Annotated in this window: 17 protein-coding genes; 9 read left to right on the plus strand and 8 right to left on the minus strand. The window is 38.3% G+C overall.

Features of this window, described 5'->3' with window-relative positions:
- Nucleotide 1 precedes the first annotated feature (1 nt).
- Nucleotides 2-1,444, minus strand: coding sequence for a L,D-transpeptidase family protein (locus tag ACQKP0_RS12510; protein ID WP_427406186.1), 1,443 nt, complete (start codon nt 1,442-1,444; stop codon nt 2-4).
- 393 nt (nt 1,445-1,837) lie between these two features.
- Here ACQKP0_RS12510 and ACQKP0_RS12515 point away from each other — a divergent pair, with 393 nt between their 5' ends.
- On the plus strand, nt 1,838-2,233 hold the full coding sequence (locus tag ACQKP0_RS12515) for a VOC family protein (protein ID WP_427406187.1): 396 nt from the start codon (nt 1,838-1,840) through the stop codon (nt 2,231-2,233).
- A gap of 24 nt (nt 2,234-2,257) precedes the next feature.
- Nucleotides 2,258-2,629, plus strand: coding sequence for an MmcQ/YjbR family DNA-binding protein (locus ACQKP0_RS12520; protein WP_427406188.1), 372 nt, complete (start codon nt 2,258-2,260; stop codon nt 2,627-2,629).
- A gap of 61 nt (nt 2,630-2,690) precedes the next feature.
- Here ACQKP0_RS12520 and ACQKP0_RS12525 read toward each other — a convergent pair whose 3' ends face one another.
- Together ACQKP0_RS12525 and ACQKP0_RS12530 are read right to left on the minus strand one after the other, a co-directional pair.
- Nucleotides 2,691-3,584 (minus strand): DMT family transporter, encoded by an 894-nt coding sequence (locus ACQKP0_RS12525; protein ID WP_427406189.1) that lies wholly within the window; start codon nt 3,582-3,584, stop codon nt 2,691-2,693.
- 35 nt (nt 3,585-3,619) lie between these two features.
- Nucleotides 3,620-4,564, minus strand: coding sequence for a DMT family transporter (locus ACQKP0_RS12530; RefSeq protein ID WP_427406190.1), 945 nt, complete (start codon nt 4,562-4,564; stop codon nt 3,620-3,622).
- A gap of 131 nt (nt 4,565-4,695) precedes the next feature.
- Here ACQKP0_RS12530 and ACQKP0_RS12535 point away from each other — a divergent pair, with 131 nt between their 5' ends.
- Both ACQKP0_RS12535 and ACQKP0_RS12540 read left to right on the plus strand, forming a co-directional pair.
- Nucleotides 4,696-6,057 (plus strand): PLP-dependent aminotransferase family protein, encoded by a 1,362-nt coding sequence (locus ACQKP0_RS12535; RefSeq protein ID WP_427406191.1) that lies wholly within the window; start codon nt 4,696-4,698, stop codon nt 6,055-6,057.
- Between the two features lie 167 nt (nt 6,058-6,224).
- On the plus strand, nt 6,225-7,046 hold the full coding sequence (locus ACQKP0_RS12540; protein WP_427406192.1) for an alpha/beta fold hydrolase: 822 nt from the start codon (nt 6,225-6,227) through the stop codon (nt 7,044-7,046).
- Nucleotides 7,047-7,535: 489 nt separating this feature from the next.
- Here the strand turns inward: ACQKP0_RS12540 and ACQKP0_RS12545 are convergent, their stop codons facing one another.
- The 3 genes from ACQKP0_RS12545 to ACQKP0_RS12555 form a co-directional block, all read right to left on the minus strand.
- On the minus strand, nt 7,536-8,375 hold the full coding sequence (locus ACQKP0_RS12545; RefSeq protein ID WP_427406193.1) for a YitT family protein: 840 nt from the start codon (nt 8,373-8,375) through the stop codon (nt 7,536-7,538).
- A gap of 295 nt (nt 8,376-8,670) precedes the next feature.
- A complete protein-coding gene (locus ACQKP0_RS12550) occupies nt 8,671-8,778 on the minus strand; it encodes a hypothetical protein (protein WP_427406194.1) in 108 nt (35 codons plus the stop codon).
- A gap of 60 nt (nt 8,779-8,838) precedes the next feature.
- The gene (locus ACQKP0_RS12555; RefSeq protein ID WP_427406195.1) at nt 8,839-9,732 is read right to left on the minus strand and encodes a LysR family transcriptional regulator; all 894 of its coding nucleotides are present in this window, start codon (nt 9,730-9,732) and stop codon (nt 8,839-8,841) included.
- Nucleotides 9,733-9,866: 134 nt separating this feature from the next.
- Between ACQKP0_RS12555 and ACQKP0_RS12560 the strand changes: the two genes are divergently transcribed.
- The 3 genes from ACQKP0_RS12560 to ACQKP0_RS12570 all read left to right on the plus strand — a co-directional run bounded on the left by ACQKP0_RS12560 (nt 9,867) and on the right by ACQKP0_RS12570 (nt 13,064).
- Nucleotides 9,867-10,880: an alpha/beta fold hydrolase gene (locus ACQKP0_RS12560; protein WP_427406196.1), complete on the plus strand. Its 1,014-nt coding sequence runs from the start codon at nt 9,867-9,869 to the stop codon at nt 10,878-10,880.
- A gap of 193 nt (nt 10,881-11,073) precedes the next feature.
- Nucleotides 11,074-11,901, plus strand: a complete 828-nt coding sequence (locus ACQKP0_RS12565; RefSeq protein WP_427406197.1) for a MerR family transcriptional regulator — start codon at nt 11,074-11,076, stop codon at nt 11,899-11,901.
- Nucleotides 11,898-13,064 (plus strand): MFS transporter, encoded by a 1,167-nt coding sequence (locus tag ACQKP0_RS12570; protein WP_427406198.1) that lies wholly within the window; start codon nt 11,898-11,900, stop codon nt 13,062-13,064. Before ACQKP0_RS12565 ends, ACQKP0_RS12570 begins: the two co-directional genes overlap by 4 nt.
- Nucleotides 13,065-13,543: 479 nt before the next feature.
- On the opposite strand, the gene ACQKP0_RS12575 is transcribed toward ACQKP0_RS12570, so the two are convergent.
- Together ACQKP0_RS12575 and ACQKP0_RS12580 are read right to left on the minus strand one after the other, a co-directional pair.
- A complete protein-coding gene (locus ACQKP0_RS12575; protein ID WP_427406199.1) occupies nt 13,544-13,999 on the minus strand; it encodes a MarR family winged helix-turn-helix transcriptional regulator in 456 nt (151 codons plus the stop codon).
- A 327-nt stretch (nt 14,000-14,326) separates the two neighbouring features.
- A complete protein-coding gene (locus ACQKP0_RS12580; protein WP_427406200.1) occupies nt 14,327-15,013 on the minus strand; it encodes a helix-turn-helix transcriptional regulator in 687 nt (228 codons plus the stop codon).
- A 756-nt stretch (nt 15,014-15,769) separates the two neighbouring features.
- On the opposite strand from ACQKP0_RS12580, the gene ACQKP0_RS12585 reads away from it, so the two are divergent.
- Together ACQKP0_RS12585 and ACQKP0_RS12590 are read left to right on the plus strand one after the other, a co-directional pair.
- The gene (locus ACQKP0_RS12585) at nt 15,770-17,050 is read left to right on the plus strand and encodes a dicarboxylate/amino acid:cation symporter (RefSeq protein ID WP_427406201.1); all 1,281 of its coding nucleotides are present in this window, start codon (nt 15,770-15,772) and stop codon (nt 17,048-17,050) included.
- 285 nt (nt 17,051-17,335) lie between these two features.
- Entirely contained in the window at nt 17,336-17,701 is a 366-nt protein-coding gene (locus ACQKP0_RS12590; RefSeq protein ID WP_427406202.1) for a RidA family protein, read from the plus strand.
- Nucleotide 17,702 lies beyond the last annotated feature (1 nt).

The following is a 17,702-nucleotide window of genomic DNA, read 5'->3' on the forward strand; positions in this document are numbered from 1 at the left end:
TTTAATAAACAACAACCGGATCGTAGGTACTGAGATTATCATACACGGTTTTCATAATATTTGGAGGCGTGTTAACACAGCCGCCTGATCCTTGAGTAAGAAAGGCATTTTTTGCCCAGTTCGTCCGCCAGCTGGCATCGTGGAATCCTTGACCACTGTTTGTAAACGGTGCCCAGTAATTTACTTCAACTTCATATGCCCCTTTACCTACAGCGGTGCCCTTGAGGGTATATGGTGTTCGTTTATATAGGATATACCAAATTCCTGGTGAAGTATCTTCTCCGGTGCTATGTTTGCCGGTCACTACATCCGTTGAAACTACTAATTTTCCATTTTTGTAAATCCAAATATGCTGATCGGCAATGGATACTTCAGCATATGTGTTGCCAATGCCATTATTCGCTGTCGTTTCATAGCCGATACCTTCATTGCTCCAGCCTTTTCCGTAAATATTAGAAGCAGAAATCGATTTGTCTCCTTTTTCGAAAGCTTTCTGAATCCTCGCCGTTTCTTTCTCAGTATTTATTGCCCAGCCATAGCCTTGTGCCTTTACCGTAATATTTTTTCCCGAATGGGTTTTAAATGTAAAATTTTTATCTAATGTTGATTGAGAACTATTAATTTCATCTATCTTCTTTTTAATGTCACTTGTGGTGATTGTAATTTTCTTATCTTTTGACACAGAGGCATTTTTAATTAATTCACTGGCTTTTAAAGTATGCGCTTTGTCCTGTACCTTATAATCAACTGTTTGTTGAAGGAGATTTTGCAATATGTTCTCCTTTTCTTTTATAATCGGACTGTCCGCTTTGATTGGCTGTAGGAATATAGGTTTCAGATGGATATCACTCGTATATTTCTGTTCCTTATATTCCTTTAATAGACCGGCGATATCATACTGTTCTCCATTCATACCATCTGTGATAACAATTTTACCCTGTTCTAATTTCGCATCCGCATCTTGGGGTGCTTTTAAGTTTTTATTCATTGATAGGAGCTTTTCTTCTATTTGCTTCTCCATCGTTTGGCTTCGAAACTGATCCGCCTTTTTGGGTATTAACGAAAAATTTTCTTCCTTGAAGGAAGGAAAAAACGTCCACTGGCTTTTCAGTAATTTTTTAACCTCAGGTAGATCTTTAGCCGTAAAGGCCATCCGCGTAGGTTTTCCATCTAATATTTTTTGTTTTCCAATATAAACTCTGTTTTTTAATTCAGAGGTTTTTAATTTATTTATTACCTGATCAGCAGTGAGTCCACCGACTTTTATGTTATTAATCGTAACCTGCGAATTAAAACGAGTTGCCTGATAATAGCTCATTCCCGCAAAAAGGAGTGCAATAATAATGATAATTCCAATTACAATAAACTTCCGTTTTGCAGGCTTTTTATATCGGTCACTCCGTTTTATATCCATTTCTTCAACTGTTTCATTTAATGCATTCATAAATATTCCCTCCGCCACTTGTTAACCTTGGTATCAACGTCCTCTTAGATTGTTGATTAGTTTATCTTACTATTAAGATATATTACTATGATATTACTATTATACTATCAGATTTCATGGTGAGGAATTTGTTACAATATGTCAAAAAGTGAAATAAATATGCAATATTTTTGTAATCGTATTTTATGACCTCTTATAAATATGGTAAAAAGGCTTTTTGTTTTGATTTTCTCATTAATATCTATAATCCCGTGGAAGTTGTGAGCTACTTAGTCAATAATAAAAATTGAATTTATTTTCCGTACTACTTATAATAATAAACAAGTAATCGTAAGCGGTTACACAGAATGATTTAAGGAAATAGTTAATTCTTTGTATAAATAGGAGGAAAACATGGGAAGATTAGTTCATTTCGAAATTCATGTAAGTGACATGGAACGGGCAAAGAAGTTTTATGGAGAGGTATTCGGATGGTCATTTCAAGATTGGAGTGAATATGCAGGAATGCCTTACTTTGGGGCAGTGACTGGTGATGAGAATGAACTTGGAATCAATGGTGCTTTGATGCAGCGTCAAAGTGCTCCACCGGAAACAAACCAAGCTTTAAATGGATATGCATGTACAATGGGAGTGGAAAATTACGATATAACAGAAGCTAAAATTATTGAGAATGGCGGTAAGGTCGCTATGCCTAAATATGCTCTCCCTGGAATGGCGTGGCAAGGATACTATATTGATACCGAAGGCAATACATTCGGAATTCATCAGCCTGATAAGAATGCGAAATAGCATCTATGCTTGGTGAATAAAAGCATGAAATCACAAGACACGGCAGGCATGCTTGAAAATGTGCGCAATATCTGTCTTGTACTACCCGATGCTGTTGAACATATCGATGGTTTCGGTCACAATACGTTTAAAATTAACGGAAAATCATTCGTAATTTCAGGTGAAAGCGACGAGGGATTCCGTCTATCGTTCAAATCAGACCGGGAAACTCAAGAAATATTGCTGCAAAAAGAGCATTTTTTCAAAACTCCATATATAGGGCGTCACGGCTGGGTATCTATCCAAAATCCAGATGGGGAAGACTGGGATGAATTGAGCGATCTCATTCAAGAAGCCTATTTGCGTGCGGCCCCGAAGCGTTTGGTTAAGAAATGGAATGAAATGAATAAAAAGTAAAGAAAGGCGGAATTATCTGCCTTTCTTTACTTTTTATGTCTTTTGCTGTGCTAAAAATTATTTACTTTTTAGCAGCTGCACTCCCCAATATCAAAGAAAACAAAATAATTATTAGAGCAAACCACGTCTTTGAATCGATCTGGTCTCCTAATAAAATGGTTCCGAGAATAACTCCAATTACTGGAACAAAATAATTGGTCAGCGATGCAAAAGCAGCTCCTGAATGTTTGATTAGCTGATTAAACATCATGTAGACGATTCCAGAATGGAAAATTCCTAGAATAAAAAGAGCTACCGTCTCAATAAATGTAAGTCTAATTCTTAGCGGATCTTCCAACAGAAAGGCTGCTGGTATCAGAATAATTGATGCAATAATTAGCACATTCCTCATTGCCAAGACGGAGGATATTGGCGGCAACTTTTCAATGAGTACCAAAGATCCCGCAAAGCTTATTGAAGCAACAATCAAAGCAGACAATCCCCATAAACTCTGATTAGTAAAGTTGACGGTCAGTGAGGGCAAGATCATTATGAGAATACCAATAAAGCCAACTCCAATACTTAAAAAATGCAGCAACCGTAATCGGCTAATTCTAAAAATAAATAAGATAAGGAGCGTAAAAATTGGAATTGTCCCCATAATAATAGAAGCAGTGCTGCTGGATACCCGTTGCTGCCCCCATCCGATTAAGAAAAAAGGAATAATCGCTTCAAAAAAAGCAATAGTAACATAAAGAGCTCTCAACTTCTTTTCTGTATAAGTGGAGGTCTTTTGACTTTTCTCTTTCTTAGTAGATAAAAAATAGATCAAAGCTAATGTAATAGCTCCAACAGTTGCCTTCACAGCTGCAAGTGTAACAGGAGGTACGCCAGAGATTACGATATCTACAAAGAAAAACTGTGAACCCCATATTAAACTGATTCCTATTAGAAATAATATGCTTTTTATTTTCATATAACTTACCCCCTTGTATATCAATAAAATCGGATTTATTTTCCACTCTTAGTAGATCGGCTCGTCTTAAACCGAGCTTGTTCCCTATTCGTACCTAATACACCTGCAATGATCATAATGGTACCCAGTACATGATAGATTGTTATTTTTTCATGCAAAATTAGGGCTCCTGCTATGATCGATATTAGCGTCGAAAAATTACTGAACACACTGACTTTCGAAGCTTCGAGCCGAGACAATGCAAAACTTGATAATAGCGTGGTTCCCACGGTGGATAGTACACCCAAGTAGAGTAGTGCCATCACATAAGTGGGATGAGTAAACGGCTGAAAAAATGTACTGATTGTTCCTTCGGCTGTATGCCGAATAAGGGAAGCGGATAGGAAAACAATGAATCCCATCCCCATCGTTATGAGCGTGATTTCCATCGGCGCGTATTTTTGGGCTAGAGGACGAGCCAAAACACTATAGCCTGCAAATGAAAGTGCGGATAACAACAGTAAAGTGATCCCTCCCAGATTCGCTGCATTCAATCCACTTCCGCCTATCATTGAGAAAATTAACACCACTCCTGCCACAGAAATGATCAGTGACAGCTTCTGTATAAGGCTTGTTCGTTCTTTTAAAAAATAAGATGCGAGTAGCATGGTAAATATAGGAACAGTTGCTTGGATAATACCCGCCTCCGATGAAGAAGTGTTCATCAATCCGTAAGTCTGAAAAGCAAAAAACAATACTGGCGAAAATAGACCTAAAGGGATTACTCTCCATAAATCACGTAATGAAAACTGGATAGGAACCCAACCGAACAGAAAAGGTATAGCAACGGTAATAAACCCTATAGAAAATCGATGTGCCAGCACATCTAGAGGATGAGCCACGGTAACAGTAAGTTTAACAAACAGAAATGAAAACCCAATAATGGCCGCATTTGCAATAGCTGCTGTATAGGCAGCATAGTTCATTCGTTTAGCGTTCATGATGTTTACCTCCTCATATGAATGCTGCATTAATTGCCCCTACGCATTGATTTTATACATGAGTTCCGTGTGCTACAATAAAAGAAAAATGCATCTGTATCGGTACAGATGCACAGCAGGAGCTGACTAGAATGTATAAATTTTTGCTTATTGTTAAAGATTTAGAAGAACTAATCGACAACCATACTTTAAAAGAAGGAGATCGACTTCCTTCAATTCGGGTTCTGGCAAATCAATATAAAGTTAATAAAAGCACCGTTATACGAGCTCTGAATGATCTTGAACGACGTCACATCGTTTATTCTGTAGACAAAAGCGGCTATTACGTCGTCAAATCGACGATGATTCCTAATCACGAAGAGCAGGGAGTTATTGATTTTGCGACTACTTCACCAGACTCTGACATTTTCCCTTATTTGGATTTTCAACATTGCGTCAATAAGGCAATTGATACTTATAAACAGGACTTGTTTATTTATGGAACACCACAAGGATTGCCATCACTCCTCAACATCATGCAAAAACAATTAACCAATTATCAGGTATTCACAAAAGTCCGTAACATTTTTGTTGTCTCCGGGATACAGCAAGCCCTTTCCATTTTGGCTGCTCTCACCTTTCCAAACGGAAAAAGTAAGATTTTAATCGAACAGCCAAGCTATCATTTATTCATCGAATATTTGATGACTTATCGTGTTCCGGTTATGGGAATAAAGAGAACATCCCGAGGCATCGACTTCGAGGAATTGGAGGAAATTTTCAAAACAGAAGATATTAAATTCTTTTACACGATGCCCAGATTCCATAATCCGCTAGGTAGTTCTTATAGCACTGAAGAGAAAAAGAGAATCGTTGCACTTGCGCATAAATACGATGTGTATATTGTTGAAGATGATTATTTGGCTGATATGGAGCAAGATACTAAAGCGGACCCACTGTTTGCTTACGACGACAAGTCACATGTCATTTACTTAAAAAGCTATTCAAAAGTCATATTTCCAGGATTAAGAATCGGTATTGCTGTTATACCCGATATGCTTCTTTCCGTTTTTACACAGTATAAGAGAATTCAAGATATTGATAGCTCTATGCTTTCGCAAGGTGCGTTGGAAATATACTTGAAAAGCAGCATGTTTGATAAGCATAAACAAAAAATTAAGTCTTTTTATGATAAAAGATCACAACTCCTTCATGCAGCTTTAGTACAACAGTTTATTCAGAGTGGGGATCTTTTTACATTCGATGCCCCTGAAAAATTTTCTCTGCATACCTACATTAAACTGAATGATAGATTACCAGCAAACGAAGTTATTACAAGACTGAAGAGGAAATCAATATGGATTGAACCGATTGACAAGCATTATCTTCCCTCTTTTCCGAAAGACAACTTGTTAAAATTGAATGTTTCTCATGTACGTATGGATGATATTGAAAATGGTGTTAGTGTTTTAATTAATGAAATAAGACAGGTCGCTAACAATAGATCCTTCTAAATTTCCTTGAATACATAAAGCTGGGCTCCTATATATTTGTACCGATACAGATGCACTTTTTATTTATTGTGGCACTTGGTACTCGATGGTTAAAATTAAGTGGCGAGGGGCATTAAACACATAATTGATAGCCTTTCACGATAGACCAACAACAAAGGAGAGATATCATGGCTTACTATAATAATGGCAACCGACGGAATTATTTCATCGAATTTGGATCGGGCCGCCCCGTCGTCTTGCTGCATGGCATCAGTAATTCTGGCCGAGCTTGGGTGCCTCAGATAGCTCCACTGGTCGAGGCAGGATATCGGGTGATTGTACCGGACCATGCCGGGCATGGTGCTTCGGCAAGGCTCAACCGACCATTCAGCGTGTCTGACATTGCCGCGGACGTGTTTGAGCTCCTTGATAATCTTTCTATAGAGGAAGCCGACATCATCGGCTTGTCGCTTGGCGGGATGGTGGCGCTCGAGATTGCGCTCACACAACCTCATCGCGTAGGGAAACTTATCGTCGCTAACAGCTTCGATACGACGGCAACGGAGGAGTTCCGGACCATGGCCGAAGGATGGGCCAGAACGTTTCGAAGTGAAGACGGTCCGGTCAAGCGGTTTGAAGGTATCTGGCCCATGAATGTTAACGAAACCTTCCGTGTAAGCACAGAAGGAGTGAAGACCTATCAGGTATGGCACGGCCTGGCGGCGACGGCCGACGGACAATCACTTGCCTATGTGGCTGAGGGGATTGTGGGCTTCGATGCAACAACAAGCTTGGCTACTCTGTCCATGCCCGTCCTGTTCATCGCAGGCGAGCAGGACCGTATGTCACTGCCAGATGTTTCCCAGCGCATGGCGGATCGCGTTCCGAATGCACACTATGTAGAGATTCAGGGTGCCGCGCATATTTCCAATGTGGATTCAGCTTCGGCATTTAACGAGGCAGTCATTACCTTTTTGGGCACTGTGCCAGCGAGCACCACGTCAGATTAAGGTTAATTATGAGTTGAGAAGGCACTAAGACCAAGGCTTATGCATGACCACCACCACCATAAGACCAGGTCGCAAAAGGGCTGAAATTCCTCGCTTCTTCAACTCTTTGAGGGCTTTTTTAAGCTGATATATGCTTCTAAGCTGCTACCTTCATTTCTTCCTTGTATGCTAAGAGCAGTTGCCGATTCTTTAGTGAATTGGAAATTGCTCTTCTTATTTTTTGAGCTCTGAACATTGAATTTGATTTAAAGTGGTTTAAAACATAATAAAGTTGTTTATTAACCAAATTTTTAATATATGGTGTAATATAACTCTTCAGTTAAACCTTCAGGTAATCTCCATCCAGGAGACGACTTTTTTACAAGAGAATTGTCAAAATTAGAAGCCATGAATAAGGGGCTGACTCTACCTTATATTAGTAATTAAAACAGGCAGATATCTATCTAATACCAACTCTACAAATTCAACCTCTTTTAAAACAACCTCTTATTAAGCTTTAGAAATATCAATAAATCCTTCTCCGAACACATCACGAACATCGTGTATAGCGATGAAAGCATTCGGATCAGTAGATTGAACAATCCTTTTTAGCTTTATTACTTCTTGCTTACTAATAACAATATAAAGAATTTCCTTTGGGGTTTTTGTATAATAACCATGACCCGAATATACGGTTACCCCTCTGTCCATTGATGTAGTTACCTGTTTGGCAATGTCATTCGGTTTATCAGAAATAATCGTAATGGCCTTCTTCGGATTCAAGCCTTCGATTACAAATTCCATCACTTTCGTTCCTATATATAGCATAATAATTGTCAACATCAGCTTTTCTGCACCAATGATAAAATAAGATGAAAAAGCAACTAATAAATCAAAAAACAATAGACCATAGCTAATGCTCCACCCTAAATATTTATGTGTTATCCTTGCTAAGATGGTAGTACCTGCTGTTGTTCCGCCAACCCGAATGATTAGGCCAATCCCACACCCTACAAATATTCCTCCAAAAATGGCGTTTACCATCAATTCATTAGAAGCAATATTCCAACTTTCTGTCAGATGAAGAAAAAGCGAGTTAAAAACTACAGCAATAATCGTATAAATCGTTGTTACCTTATTCAAAAATTTATAACCAATTATTAACAAAAATGCATTCAAAATTAAGTTGACTAAACCTGGTGACCACTCAAATAAATAGTAGGTAATAATCGTGATACCAGTTACTCCTCCTTCACCAAGCTCGTTCGGAATAACAAATAAATTAACACCTAACGCAAAAAGAAATGCACCAATAATAATAAAAATAATGTCTGTGGTTCTTTTTTTCATACACTACCTCACTGCTTATAAAAATATTTACTCAGGCACAAACTCTCACCATTATATCGTGGAACATTTAAATCGAACAGTAGTATGTTTTTTATTTTAATTAAACTTTATTACAAATTATCAATATTTTTTAATAATTATCGGATGTAAAGAACAAATAAAGTTGGAAACAGTACTGTATTAGATCATGAAACATCCCTATAGAAAAAGTAGAGCGAAGCTTCGCAGATTCAAAAGAACTGCATGGGCTTCGCTATTGCCGGTTGCGGGGATACATAATGCGAGTGAGCAGGTACTACTCACCTAACAGTTTTGATTCTTTAAACTCAACTCTGTGAATAATCCCTCCCATAAAATCGGCATTGGACAAATCACAGTTTTCAAAAATACCATCTGCTAACACAATATTTTTAAAAGATACATCATTAAATGATTCCGATTTAGCTATTTTGTTGAAAACATCTTAAGGGTTTCGTTTTAGTATACTTCTTGCCAATTCGATAAATACCTTCATCGATGGTGAAATCCATTTCTCTTGATGCCACAGCATTTGAGTAGCAAATCGTATTTCAGATAAATTCCAAGGTAAAGCGATCAGTTCTCCCCGCTCCATCTCTCCCTTAATCGCCATTTCAGGTAGTAAGGCAATTCCGAGTCCAACCATTGTGCATTGTTTAATGGCCTCTACACTATTAAATTCCAGTTCGGTCAAGCTGTCTGCCCCTCTTCTTAATAACGTGCGATAGAAGAATGTCCGATAAGAGCAACCCTTTTCACTTAATAAAATATGTTCTCTATTAAAATCTCCTATGCTTAATGTAGACCGTGTAGCTAATGGATGGTCGGGTGAAACTACCATAAGAAAAGGTTCGTCCAATAAAATCTCTGTATGAAGATCCGCAGATACGACAGGTTCATCCAGCATAAAGACCATATCAACATTTCCTTCTCTCAGACTCTGTTTCAAATTGTGACTAGACAAGGGCCTAAACAAAAGACGAACGTGTGGATATCGTTCGCGAAAAAGCCGGAGCAATGCAGGTAGCCGGTATGTACAGAGCACTTCGTCTGCACCGATTATAACCGTACCAGTTAATTCTCCGCTCTGACTTGAGACATACCGAGCCTCCTCTATATCATTTAAAATTTTGTTGGCATAGGGCAACAACTGGTGGCCTGCATCTGTTAATACGACACTCTTGCCCAAGCGATCCAGCAGCTTGACCCCTAATTCTTCCTCTAAAGCCTTGATTTGCATAGTTACAGTAGACGGAACATAGTTCAATACTTCGGCAGTACGGCTAAAACTGCGTGTGGAAGCAAGCGTCCAAAATGTTTTAAGTTGGCGGATTTCCATCGAGACAGCACCTCTTAATTCAAAAAAAATGAACATTATGGTCAAAAACGTTTCGTTGATTTGATGGTAACAGTATCGTAGAGTAAAAATCAAGCTTCAACACCAAATCTTGTATAACAAAGGAGAGACGAATCATGAAAGATTACGAAATTTATTCACTGGGAGATGTCGTGCTGCAATCTGGGCAAAAGATGCCTCAAGCCTTTCTTGCCTATAAAACCTACGGAACTTTAAATTCCGCTAAGTCCAATGTGATTGTCTATCCTACCTGGTTTGCAGGCCAACACACCGATAATGAGTGGTTGATTGGGCCAGGTAAAGCTCTCGATCCTGACAAATATTTTATTATTGTGCCTAATATGTTGGGAAATGGTCTGTCTTCCTCCCCGAGCAATACACCAACCCCTTTTGACAGAGCAAATTTCCCACTCATTACGATTTATGATAATGTCCGGCTACAACATCGGCTCGTAACCGAGAAATTTGGTATTACGAAGATTGCTCTAGTCGTTGGCTGGTCGCTCGGAGCGCTGCAAACCTTTCAATGGGGGACAAGTTATCCTGAGATGGTCGAGCGGATTGCACCTTTTGGCGGAACAGCAAAGACCAGGCCACATGCACAGGTTGTTTTTGAAGGGCTTATCGTAGCATTGCAAGCTGACTCCAATTGGAAGAAAGGCTTCTATACCCATCAGCCTACAGCAGGTCTCGCCGCGATGGGACGTGCCTATGCTCCTTGGGGATTTTCTCAAGCTTATTATTTGGAACAGCTCTATCAGGTGGAGGGATACTCGACGTTAAAGGCATATTTGGAAGACTATTGGGATCAAGTGTTCCTTTCCTTCGATGCCAACGACTTGATTGCCATGCTCCGCACAGGGATAAACGGGGATATTAGCGCCAATCCTCAAGACAACGGAAATTTTGAACAGGCATTAAAGCGGATCACAGCTCATGCCCTTGTCATGCCAGGATCGACCGACTTGTTTTTTCCTCCCAAGGATAATGCGTATGAAGTAAAACACATGCCTAATGCAGTTTTCCGTCCTATCGAATCCAAGTGGGGACATTGCTTTGGAATCGGACAAAACGAACAGGATTCTCTTGTGATAGACAACTATCTGAAACAATTTTTAAAGTTAGGATAAGTGACTTTATGTAATCCAGTAGCGGAGAACTAGATAATTGGTCTTCTTAAAAATGCACGTTTTTGGACTTCATTTTACCAAGTAGAGCTGATTGTACATCGAAAATTTTGCGGAAGTTTGACTAAGCGATTGACTTTATACCCGACTAGAGGGTGTATACTCAGACTGAAATAAAAGGAGGGAAGGTGAAGCATTGTTTAAAATCAGCGAATTTTCTAGGCTAAGCAGAATTCCTCTGCAAACCCTGCGCTATTACGATCAGCTCGGAATCTTAAAGCCTGCCAAAACCGATGAATCAACTGGGTATCGATACTACTCCGCTGAACAGCTGCTGGAGATTAATCGAATCGTCATTTTTAAAGAATTAGGGTTTACGCTACAGCAAATCGCGCATCTTCTCCAAGAAGATATATCTGCTGAACAGATTCGTGGCATGCTTAGACTAAAAGAGAGTGAAATCGAGAAATTGCTTGATATCGAAAGGTCTAAGCTTACCCGAGTTAAAGAACGAATACAGCTTGTGGAGCGCGACGGTAGAATAGATAAAGAACAGGAAGTTGTTATGAAGCGCGTTGAAGAAATGCCCATGATTACGTATGCTTCGACGGGTACAGTTGACGATATTCCAATCCTCTTCGAAATCTTCGATGGACTTCTCGATAGCCGATCCAGATCTTTCTTATCTGGCCCAAAGACGGTTCTATGGAACGCACTCGGTAGCACTGTGCATGCCTTTGAGCTTGAGGTAGGCTATACTGTGAAATCGAACGATCTTAAGCTGCCCGAGCATCTTAATCTACGTTACTTGCCTTCAGAGACAGTAGCCGCGTTGTTGTTCCGTTCAGATTCAGCGTTTTCGGAGACAGCATGTATAGACCTTGCTACATGGATCCAGCGTAACGGCTACCGTATTCGAGGCGATCGGCCGGGAAGGGAAATCTATGTGCCGCTTTCAGGTGAGCCGGGTACTTGTCTTGTCGAAATCCAAATTCCTATTGAAGAAAGAGAGGATCGTCTATGAGTAATAAATGGGTTGTAAATTTACTTGCTTTGGCAGTGTTTCTTATTGGGACAATTGAGTACATTTTAAGCGGAATCCTCCATATGGTAGCAGCAGATCTTGGAATTACGACATCTTCTGCTGGAGCGCTTGTTACGGCTTTCGCCCTTTCCGCAGCGCTTGGAGCCCCCGTTGTGATTGCGGTAACCATCCAGGTGGATCGTAAAAAAATACTGTTGATCATGCTCGGTATTTTTATTCTGAGTAACTTCCTAGTCTACTTCAGCCCCTCTTTTGAAATGATATTGGTGGCGCGAGTGATTCAAGGCCTCAGTGGAGGAGCTGCTACTGTTATTGCAATGGCTGTGGCGACTCGTTTGGTCGAAGTACAGAATCAAGGTCGAGCTATCGGCACTATTTTGATGGGTTTAAGCAGTTCTCTTGTTCTCGGTGTACCTGCAGGCACGTTTTTAAGCGAAGTTGTTGGCTGGAGAACTTTATTCATCCTTATAGGTATGCTAACGTTGATTCCGTTGCTGGTAGTCTTCGCCAGAGTCCCGTCTATTACCGAACAAAGAACTATTACGATCGGAATGCAGCTGTCGATTTTGAAAGACAAAAAGATTGTTCTTGCGCTTGCCACTACACTGTTCTATATTGGGGGATACTCTACGCTGTTTACTTATATTGCTCCCTTCCTACAAGCGAATGCCAAGTTGTCGGTTACTGCGCTTTCCAGCATTCTGTTGCTCTTTGGTCTTTGCAGTTTTTTCGGCTCCAAATTTGGAGGAGTGATTACGGATACAAAAGGGCCGAAGTTCATGATCTACACTGGTCTTTCCCTCCAAGCCGGAATGCTACTTCTGCTAACTTGGGTAGGCGGCTTGATTTATGCTATCATCCCGTTAATCATGATATGGATGGTGGCAACATGGGCGACCTCCCCAGCACAACAGTCGTATTTGGTTTCCTTAGTACCACACTCACCAGATATTGCTCTTAGCGTCAATACTTCGTTTATCCAGTTTGGTTTCGCTCTCGGCTCGGCTATCGGGGGGCAGGTGATCAGCGGTTCCTCAATAGGTAACCTCGTCTGGTCTGGACTTATAATGGTCTTACTGGCTCTCCTGATAGCAGTCCGGTTGTTCGCTTACAATAATAAACCTGAACATGTAACAAGTTAAGTAAGACAAAAAAGTCGATTCCTTTAAAAAGAAGGAAATCGGCTTTTTTTGTTTGGAATTTGCTTAGCGTACAACTTTTATACATCAACTCCATAAACCTACATTTTCGAACAAATAAAAAACATCCATTTTGAAAAAAGATTGAACAAAATGGATGTCTTCTTAGCATGCCTATGTTTAGTTTTAATAAAAAGGCTCTTTTCGTATAAATTGTTGTTTTTAGACTATAAACTTAGTCCGTTGATTTCCGCTCCAGACACTTGCTTTCCGCGGGGAGGGATGGGAGCCTCCTCGGCGTTACCGCCTGCGGGGTCTCCCACTTCCCTCTTTTTCCCGCAGGAGTCAAGTGCCCTCCGCTACAATCAACTCAGATTGTTAATACAATATCACAAAAAAAGCAACAAACTTTACGAAAACAGCCAATAAAAAAGTTTGATCACTTTTTCCTGCATTCTCTTAAATTTTTATGAGAGGATTTTTCATTTATCTCCTGAATTAAGTGTAATAAGTGAAAGTAGAACTTTATTGAAATTTTGTTTATCCTTGATATTGGCAAAAAATACTTCGTCAACTGACTCGACAATCGGGATGACAACCTTCACTTTATTACAGCCTTCTTCTGTAGTTGAAAGTAGAATTTCACGTTTATCTAAAGGATTTTTAGTTCTTTTCAAAAAACCTTTCGATTCAAGAGTCCGAACTACATCGGAAACCATCATAATATTAGTCTCTGTAAATTCAGCAAGTTTTTTTTGGGTAACATTTTCTCCATAAGTACACAAAAAATCACAAGCAGCTAATAATACAAATTGTACATGAGTTAAATCAAACCGACTAAGTTCCTTTGCAATCATTCTTTGCCAAGCTTGAGTTACCTGCCATAATAGAAAACCCGAGCTTTCCTTCGGGGTGTTAAATTTAGATTTCCATTCCATTTAAATTCACTCCCATAGCATTTCCAATTACAATAAAATCCCAATAGTTTCTATTGCTAACTATCAGTATGCAAAAAAGATCTATCCTTCTTATACAGGATAGATCTTAGTATTGAATGAATTGTAAAGTTTAACTGTGCACCCTTTAGCCAATCAAATCTAAAGGGGTAGAACATCGTGATTTTATTTTAAACATCGCATCTTTTTTATAAACGTCGCAACTTTATTTCAAATCTACAACATGTTAAAGTTCTACTATAGTTCAATACTATTGCAGACCAATTTTTGCACCAGTACCCCATCAGATAATATTTTCGTTCCTCCTATTTACTTCTTATCCTTATCAATCATTTTCAAATACCTATATACACTAGGTTCAGATATATTTAGTAATTCAGCGACTTGAGATACGGCACCTTTTAATTGGAAAATTCCTTTTTTGGATAACTGGTTGATGATCTCAATCTTTTGTTCTTGCTTTAAGGCGATATTTGGATTTAAAAGAGATGGATCGACGACCGAGTATACGATTTCTTCAATAGAGTCTGAAAAATATTCGATCATTTCATTATCGTGATGCTCTTCTATCGTTTCCTTTTTCGAAGGAGCGGTCTCATCTTCTATTGGGCTAAGGAGCTGAACCAGGTCTAGAATGTCATTTGCAATTTTCTTATGTTTGCTAAAATCAAAATTGATACAGAGCATACCGATTAATTCGTTATTTTCATCTTTAATAAAATAAGTAGAACCACGAATTTCTTTTCCTAGTTTGGTAATTCCTTTATAGTTCGTTACATAGTCTTTATCTTGATAGGTTTTGTCCTTCATCATTTTAAGTGCAAGTTCTGTTAATGGTGCATTGTTTGTTCGACCACTAATATGATTATTTGCAATGGCTCCTACATAAGAGTTATTTTTCTCGATAATGTGTAAAACCACTTCATAGTTTTCTCCTAGAACTATACCTAAAAATTCAACTAGTTTTTTGTAGTGAATCAAAACTTTATTCTTCATAATTTTACTCCTTAAAAAACGGTAATAGACTGTCTATGAATATCCCTCTAAAAACTTATGAGAGAAAAGGCTAAAATCTAAATTGATTTAAGTTTAACAATTTTTCAATAAATCTTCCAGTGCAAAAAAGACGATATAACTCTATAATCCTAGAATCCATATTTGATAAGTAGAGATTTTGGACATACATTTTAACAAAAAAGGTGTATATGTCTCTTTTTGAATGTCATTCTTAAAAGTGTATTCTAAATAATATTTTTTTCAAAAAATTATAAAAAATAAATTGAAATAGAAAATAATTGATAATATAATATTATCACGATAATAAAAAATTATAAAAAGGGGGTGTTCTAAATGAAAAAGTATCCGGAAGCGCTTGGTCCTTAACCTATTTATCAAACATCCACATTTCACCAAGCTCACAATACAGAATCGCAAGAGTTCACATATACACGATTTAAACCATCAAATAAGGGAGGCATTGGAGGAAACGATTTTATGTTTAGAATGTGCTAAATATGGTTTTGCCTTTTCATTTGGCATGGCAGTGATCTGCAGATTTTATTGCCAAGGAGCTTCAAAAACACAGTAAAATGAAAGCGCTTTATTGTTTGCGAACACAAAGGGAAAGAAGTCCATTTTTCACAAGTAAGTAATAGAGAGTCATATTGACTTATGATTTAAGTAACTATTGATTGTGAAAGACTTCTTTGTAAATGTATAAATGGTTAAAAATAACGAAGGGGATGGAATTATATGAATGAACTGAATAAAAAGGGGATCTGGAAATCGTATAAATTTCCTATCATTTTAATACTATCAATCATAGCAGGAAGCATTATTGGCTTGATTGCTGGACCTAAGGCTGAAGTTCTCAAACCGTTGGGTGATATTTTTATCAATCTCATGTTTACCATTGTCGTTCCTCTTGTATTTATCTCTATTAGTAGTTCCGTTGCTAACATATCAAGCCTCAAGAGACTCGGTAAGATTCTGGGAGTTATGCTATTAGTGTTTGTGTTTACTGGGATTATTGCTTCCATCGTTATGATTATGGGTGTGTCAGTATTTCCGCCGGCAGAAGGGGTACATGTTGAAATGCAGAAGCCGGATGAAATAAAGCCATTGAGTACGTCAGAACAAATTGTATCCGCCTTCACTGTGCCTGATTTTCTTGAATTGTTTTCAAGAAAAAATATGCTTGCTCTAATTGTTTTTTCTGTATTATTCGGTCTTTCTATTAGTATGCTAGGTGAAAAGGGAAGGAAAATTTCGGCGGGGCTTTCTTTACTATCTGATGCCATAATGAAGCTCGTTTCGATTATTATGTTATTTGCTCCAATCGGATTAGGTGCCTATTTTGCGACGTTAATTGGGGTATTCGGTCCTGAATTGCTTGGCTCCTATGCAAAATCGATGGCCGTTTATTATCCAATTGCAATTGTTTATTTCTTTGTTGCCTTCACTATTTATTCATTTATGGCTGGAGGGAAAAGAGGAACAACAACATTCTGGAAGGAAATCATTACTCCTGCTGCCACTTCTTTTGCAACAGGAAGTAGTGTTGCTACAATTCCAGCAAACTTAGTGGCTTCCGCTAGAATTGGTGTTCCAAGAGACATCCGCGAAATGGTGATTCCTATTGGAGCAACAGCCCATATGGATGGATCCTGCTTAAGTGCAATATTAAAAATTTCTTTTCTTTTCGGTCTGTACAATATGTCTTTTACCGGAATAGATACGTTTGCAACTGCGATTCTCGTTGCCGTATTAAGCGGTATGGTTGCGTCTGGAATACCAGGTGGAGGTTTTGTCGGTGAATTGTTAATTGTCACAATGTATGGGTTCCCTCCAGAAGCTTTGGTGATCATTTCAATGTTAGGAACCTTGGTAGATCCTCCAGCGACGATGGTGAATTCAACTGGAGATACCGTTTGTGGAATGATGATGGCTAGAATTATTGAAGGAAAGAATTGGATGGTTAAGAAGTTAAAACCTTCCGAAATGAACGTGACAGAATATACTAGTGAAATGTAGTAACTTATAGCTAAAAAACGATTTCCTAGAAGTGAGGAAATCGTTTTTTTGTGGAATTGAAAACCCTAGGCTGGTGTCCGCCAACATAAAAAAACAAACAGTTTGCTGATTACGATGTTGCTCCACAAAAACTGAGCTGCCTCGTATTTTTTAAATTCTCTTTTTTAGTTAGATTTTTAATAATAATTTTTTTCTCAAAATTTTAAAAAATAAATTGAAATAGAAAATTTTTGATAATATAATATTATCACGATAATAAAAAATTATTACAACGAGGTGTTTTATATGAAAAAGTATCCGGAAGCAATTGGTCCTTATTCAGCATATCGTAGAGTTGGCAATTTGGTTTATACATCTGGACAACTTCCAATTAATCCAGAAACAAATGAATTTCCTAGTGATAAAATTGAGTGTCAAACAAGACAATCACTATTAAATGTAAAGGCGATCATCGAAGAAAATGGCGGTTCGATGGATGACATTATCAAAACGACTGTTTTTTTAAATGATATGAATGATTTTAATGCGATGAACGAAGTATATAAAGAATTCTTTAATTCTCCTTATCCTGCAAGAACAGCTGTTGCTGTTGAAAAATTGCCAAAAAATGCATTAGTTGAAATTGAGGTTATTGCGGCGATTGATAAATAAA

Origin of the sequence: Heyndrickxia sp. NPDC080065, from assembly GCF_050281185.1 — a bacterium.
Taxonomy (GTDB): domain Bacteria; phylum Bacillota; class Bacilli; order Bacillales; family Bacillaceae_C; genus Heyndrickxia.

What these genes read in the sequence shown, in the direction of transcription:
- ACQKP0_RS12545 (WP_427406193.1), bottom strand. Translation starts at nt 8,375, where the DNA reads ATGAAAAAAAGAACCACAGACATTATTTTTATTATTATTGGTGCATTT.
- ACQKP0_RS12585 (WP_427406201.1), top strand. Translation starts at nt 15,770, where the DNA reads ATGAATGAACTGAATAAAAAGGGGATCTGGAAATCGTATAAATTTCCT.
- ACQKP0_RS12530 (WP_427406190.1), bottom strand. Translation starts at nt 4,564, where the DNA reads ATGAACGCTAAACGAATGAACTATGCTGCCTATACAGCAGCTATTGCA.
- ACQKP0_RS12590 (WP_427406202.1), top strand. Translation starts at nt 17,336, where the DNA reads ATGAAAAAGTATCCGGAAGCAATTGGTCCTTATTCAGCATATCGTAGA.
- ACQKP0_RS12560 (WP_427406196.1), top strand. Translation starts at nt 9,867, where the DNA reads ATGAAAGATTACGAAATTTATTCACTGGGAGATGTCGTGCTGCAATCT.
- ACQKP0_RS12570 (WP_427406198.1), top strand. Translation starts at nt 11,898, where the DNA reads ATGAGTAATAAATGGGTTGTAAATTTACTTGCTTTGGCAGTGTTTCTT.
- ACQKP0_RS12540 (WP_427406192.1), top strand. Translation starts at nt 6,225, where the DNA reads ATGGCTTACTATAATAATGGCAACCGACGGAATTATTTCATCGAATTT.
- ACQKP0_RS12520 (WP_427406188.1), top strand. Translation starts at nt 2,258, where the DNA reads ATGAAATCACAAGACACGGCAGGCATGCTTGAAAATGTGCGCAATATC.
- ACQKP0_RS12515 (WP_427406187.1), top strand. Translation starts at nt 1,838, where the DNA reads ATGGGAAGATTAGTTCATTTCGAAATTCATGTAAGTGACATGGAACGG.
- ACQKP0_RS12580 (WP_427406200.1), bottom strand. Translation starts at nt 15,013, where the DNA reads ATGAAGAATAAAGTTTTGATTCACTACAAAAAACTAGTTGAATTTTTA.
- ACQKP0_RS12575 (WP_427406199.1), bottom strand. Translation starts at nt 13,999, where the DNA reads ATGGAATGGAAATCTAAATTTAACACCCCGAAGGAAAGCTCGGGTTTT.
- ACQKP0_RS12555 (WP_427406195.1), bottom strand. Translation starts at nt 9,732, where the DNA reads ATGGAAATCCGCCAACTTAAAACATTTTGGACGCTTGCTTCCACACGC.
- ACQKP0_RS12535 (WP_427406191.1), top strand. Translation starts at nt 4,696, where the DNA reads ATGTATAAATTTTTGCTTATTGTTAAAGATTTAGAAGAACTAATCGAC.
- ACQKP0_RS12525 (WP_427406189.1), bottom strand. Translation starts at nt 3,584, where the DNA reads ATGAAAATAAAAAGCATATTATTTCTAATAGGAATCAGTTTAATATGG.
- ACQKP0_RS12510 (WP_427406186.1), bottom strand. Translation starts at nt 1,444, where the DNA reads ATGAATGCATTAAATGAAACAGTTGAAGAAATGGATATAAAACGGAGT.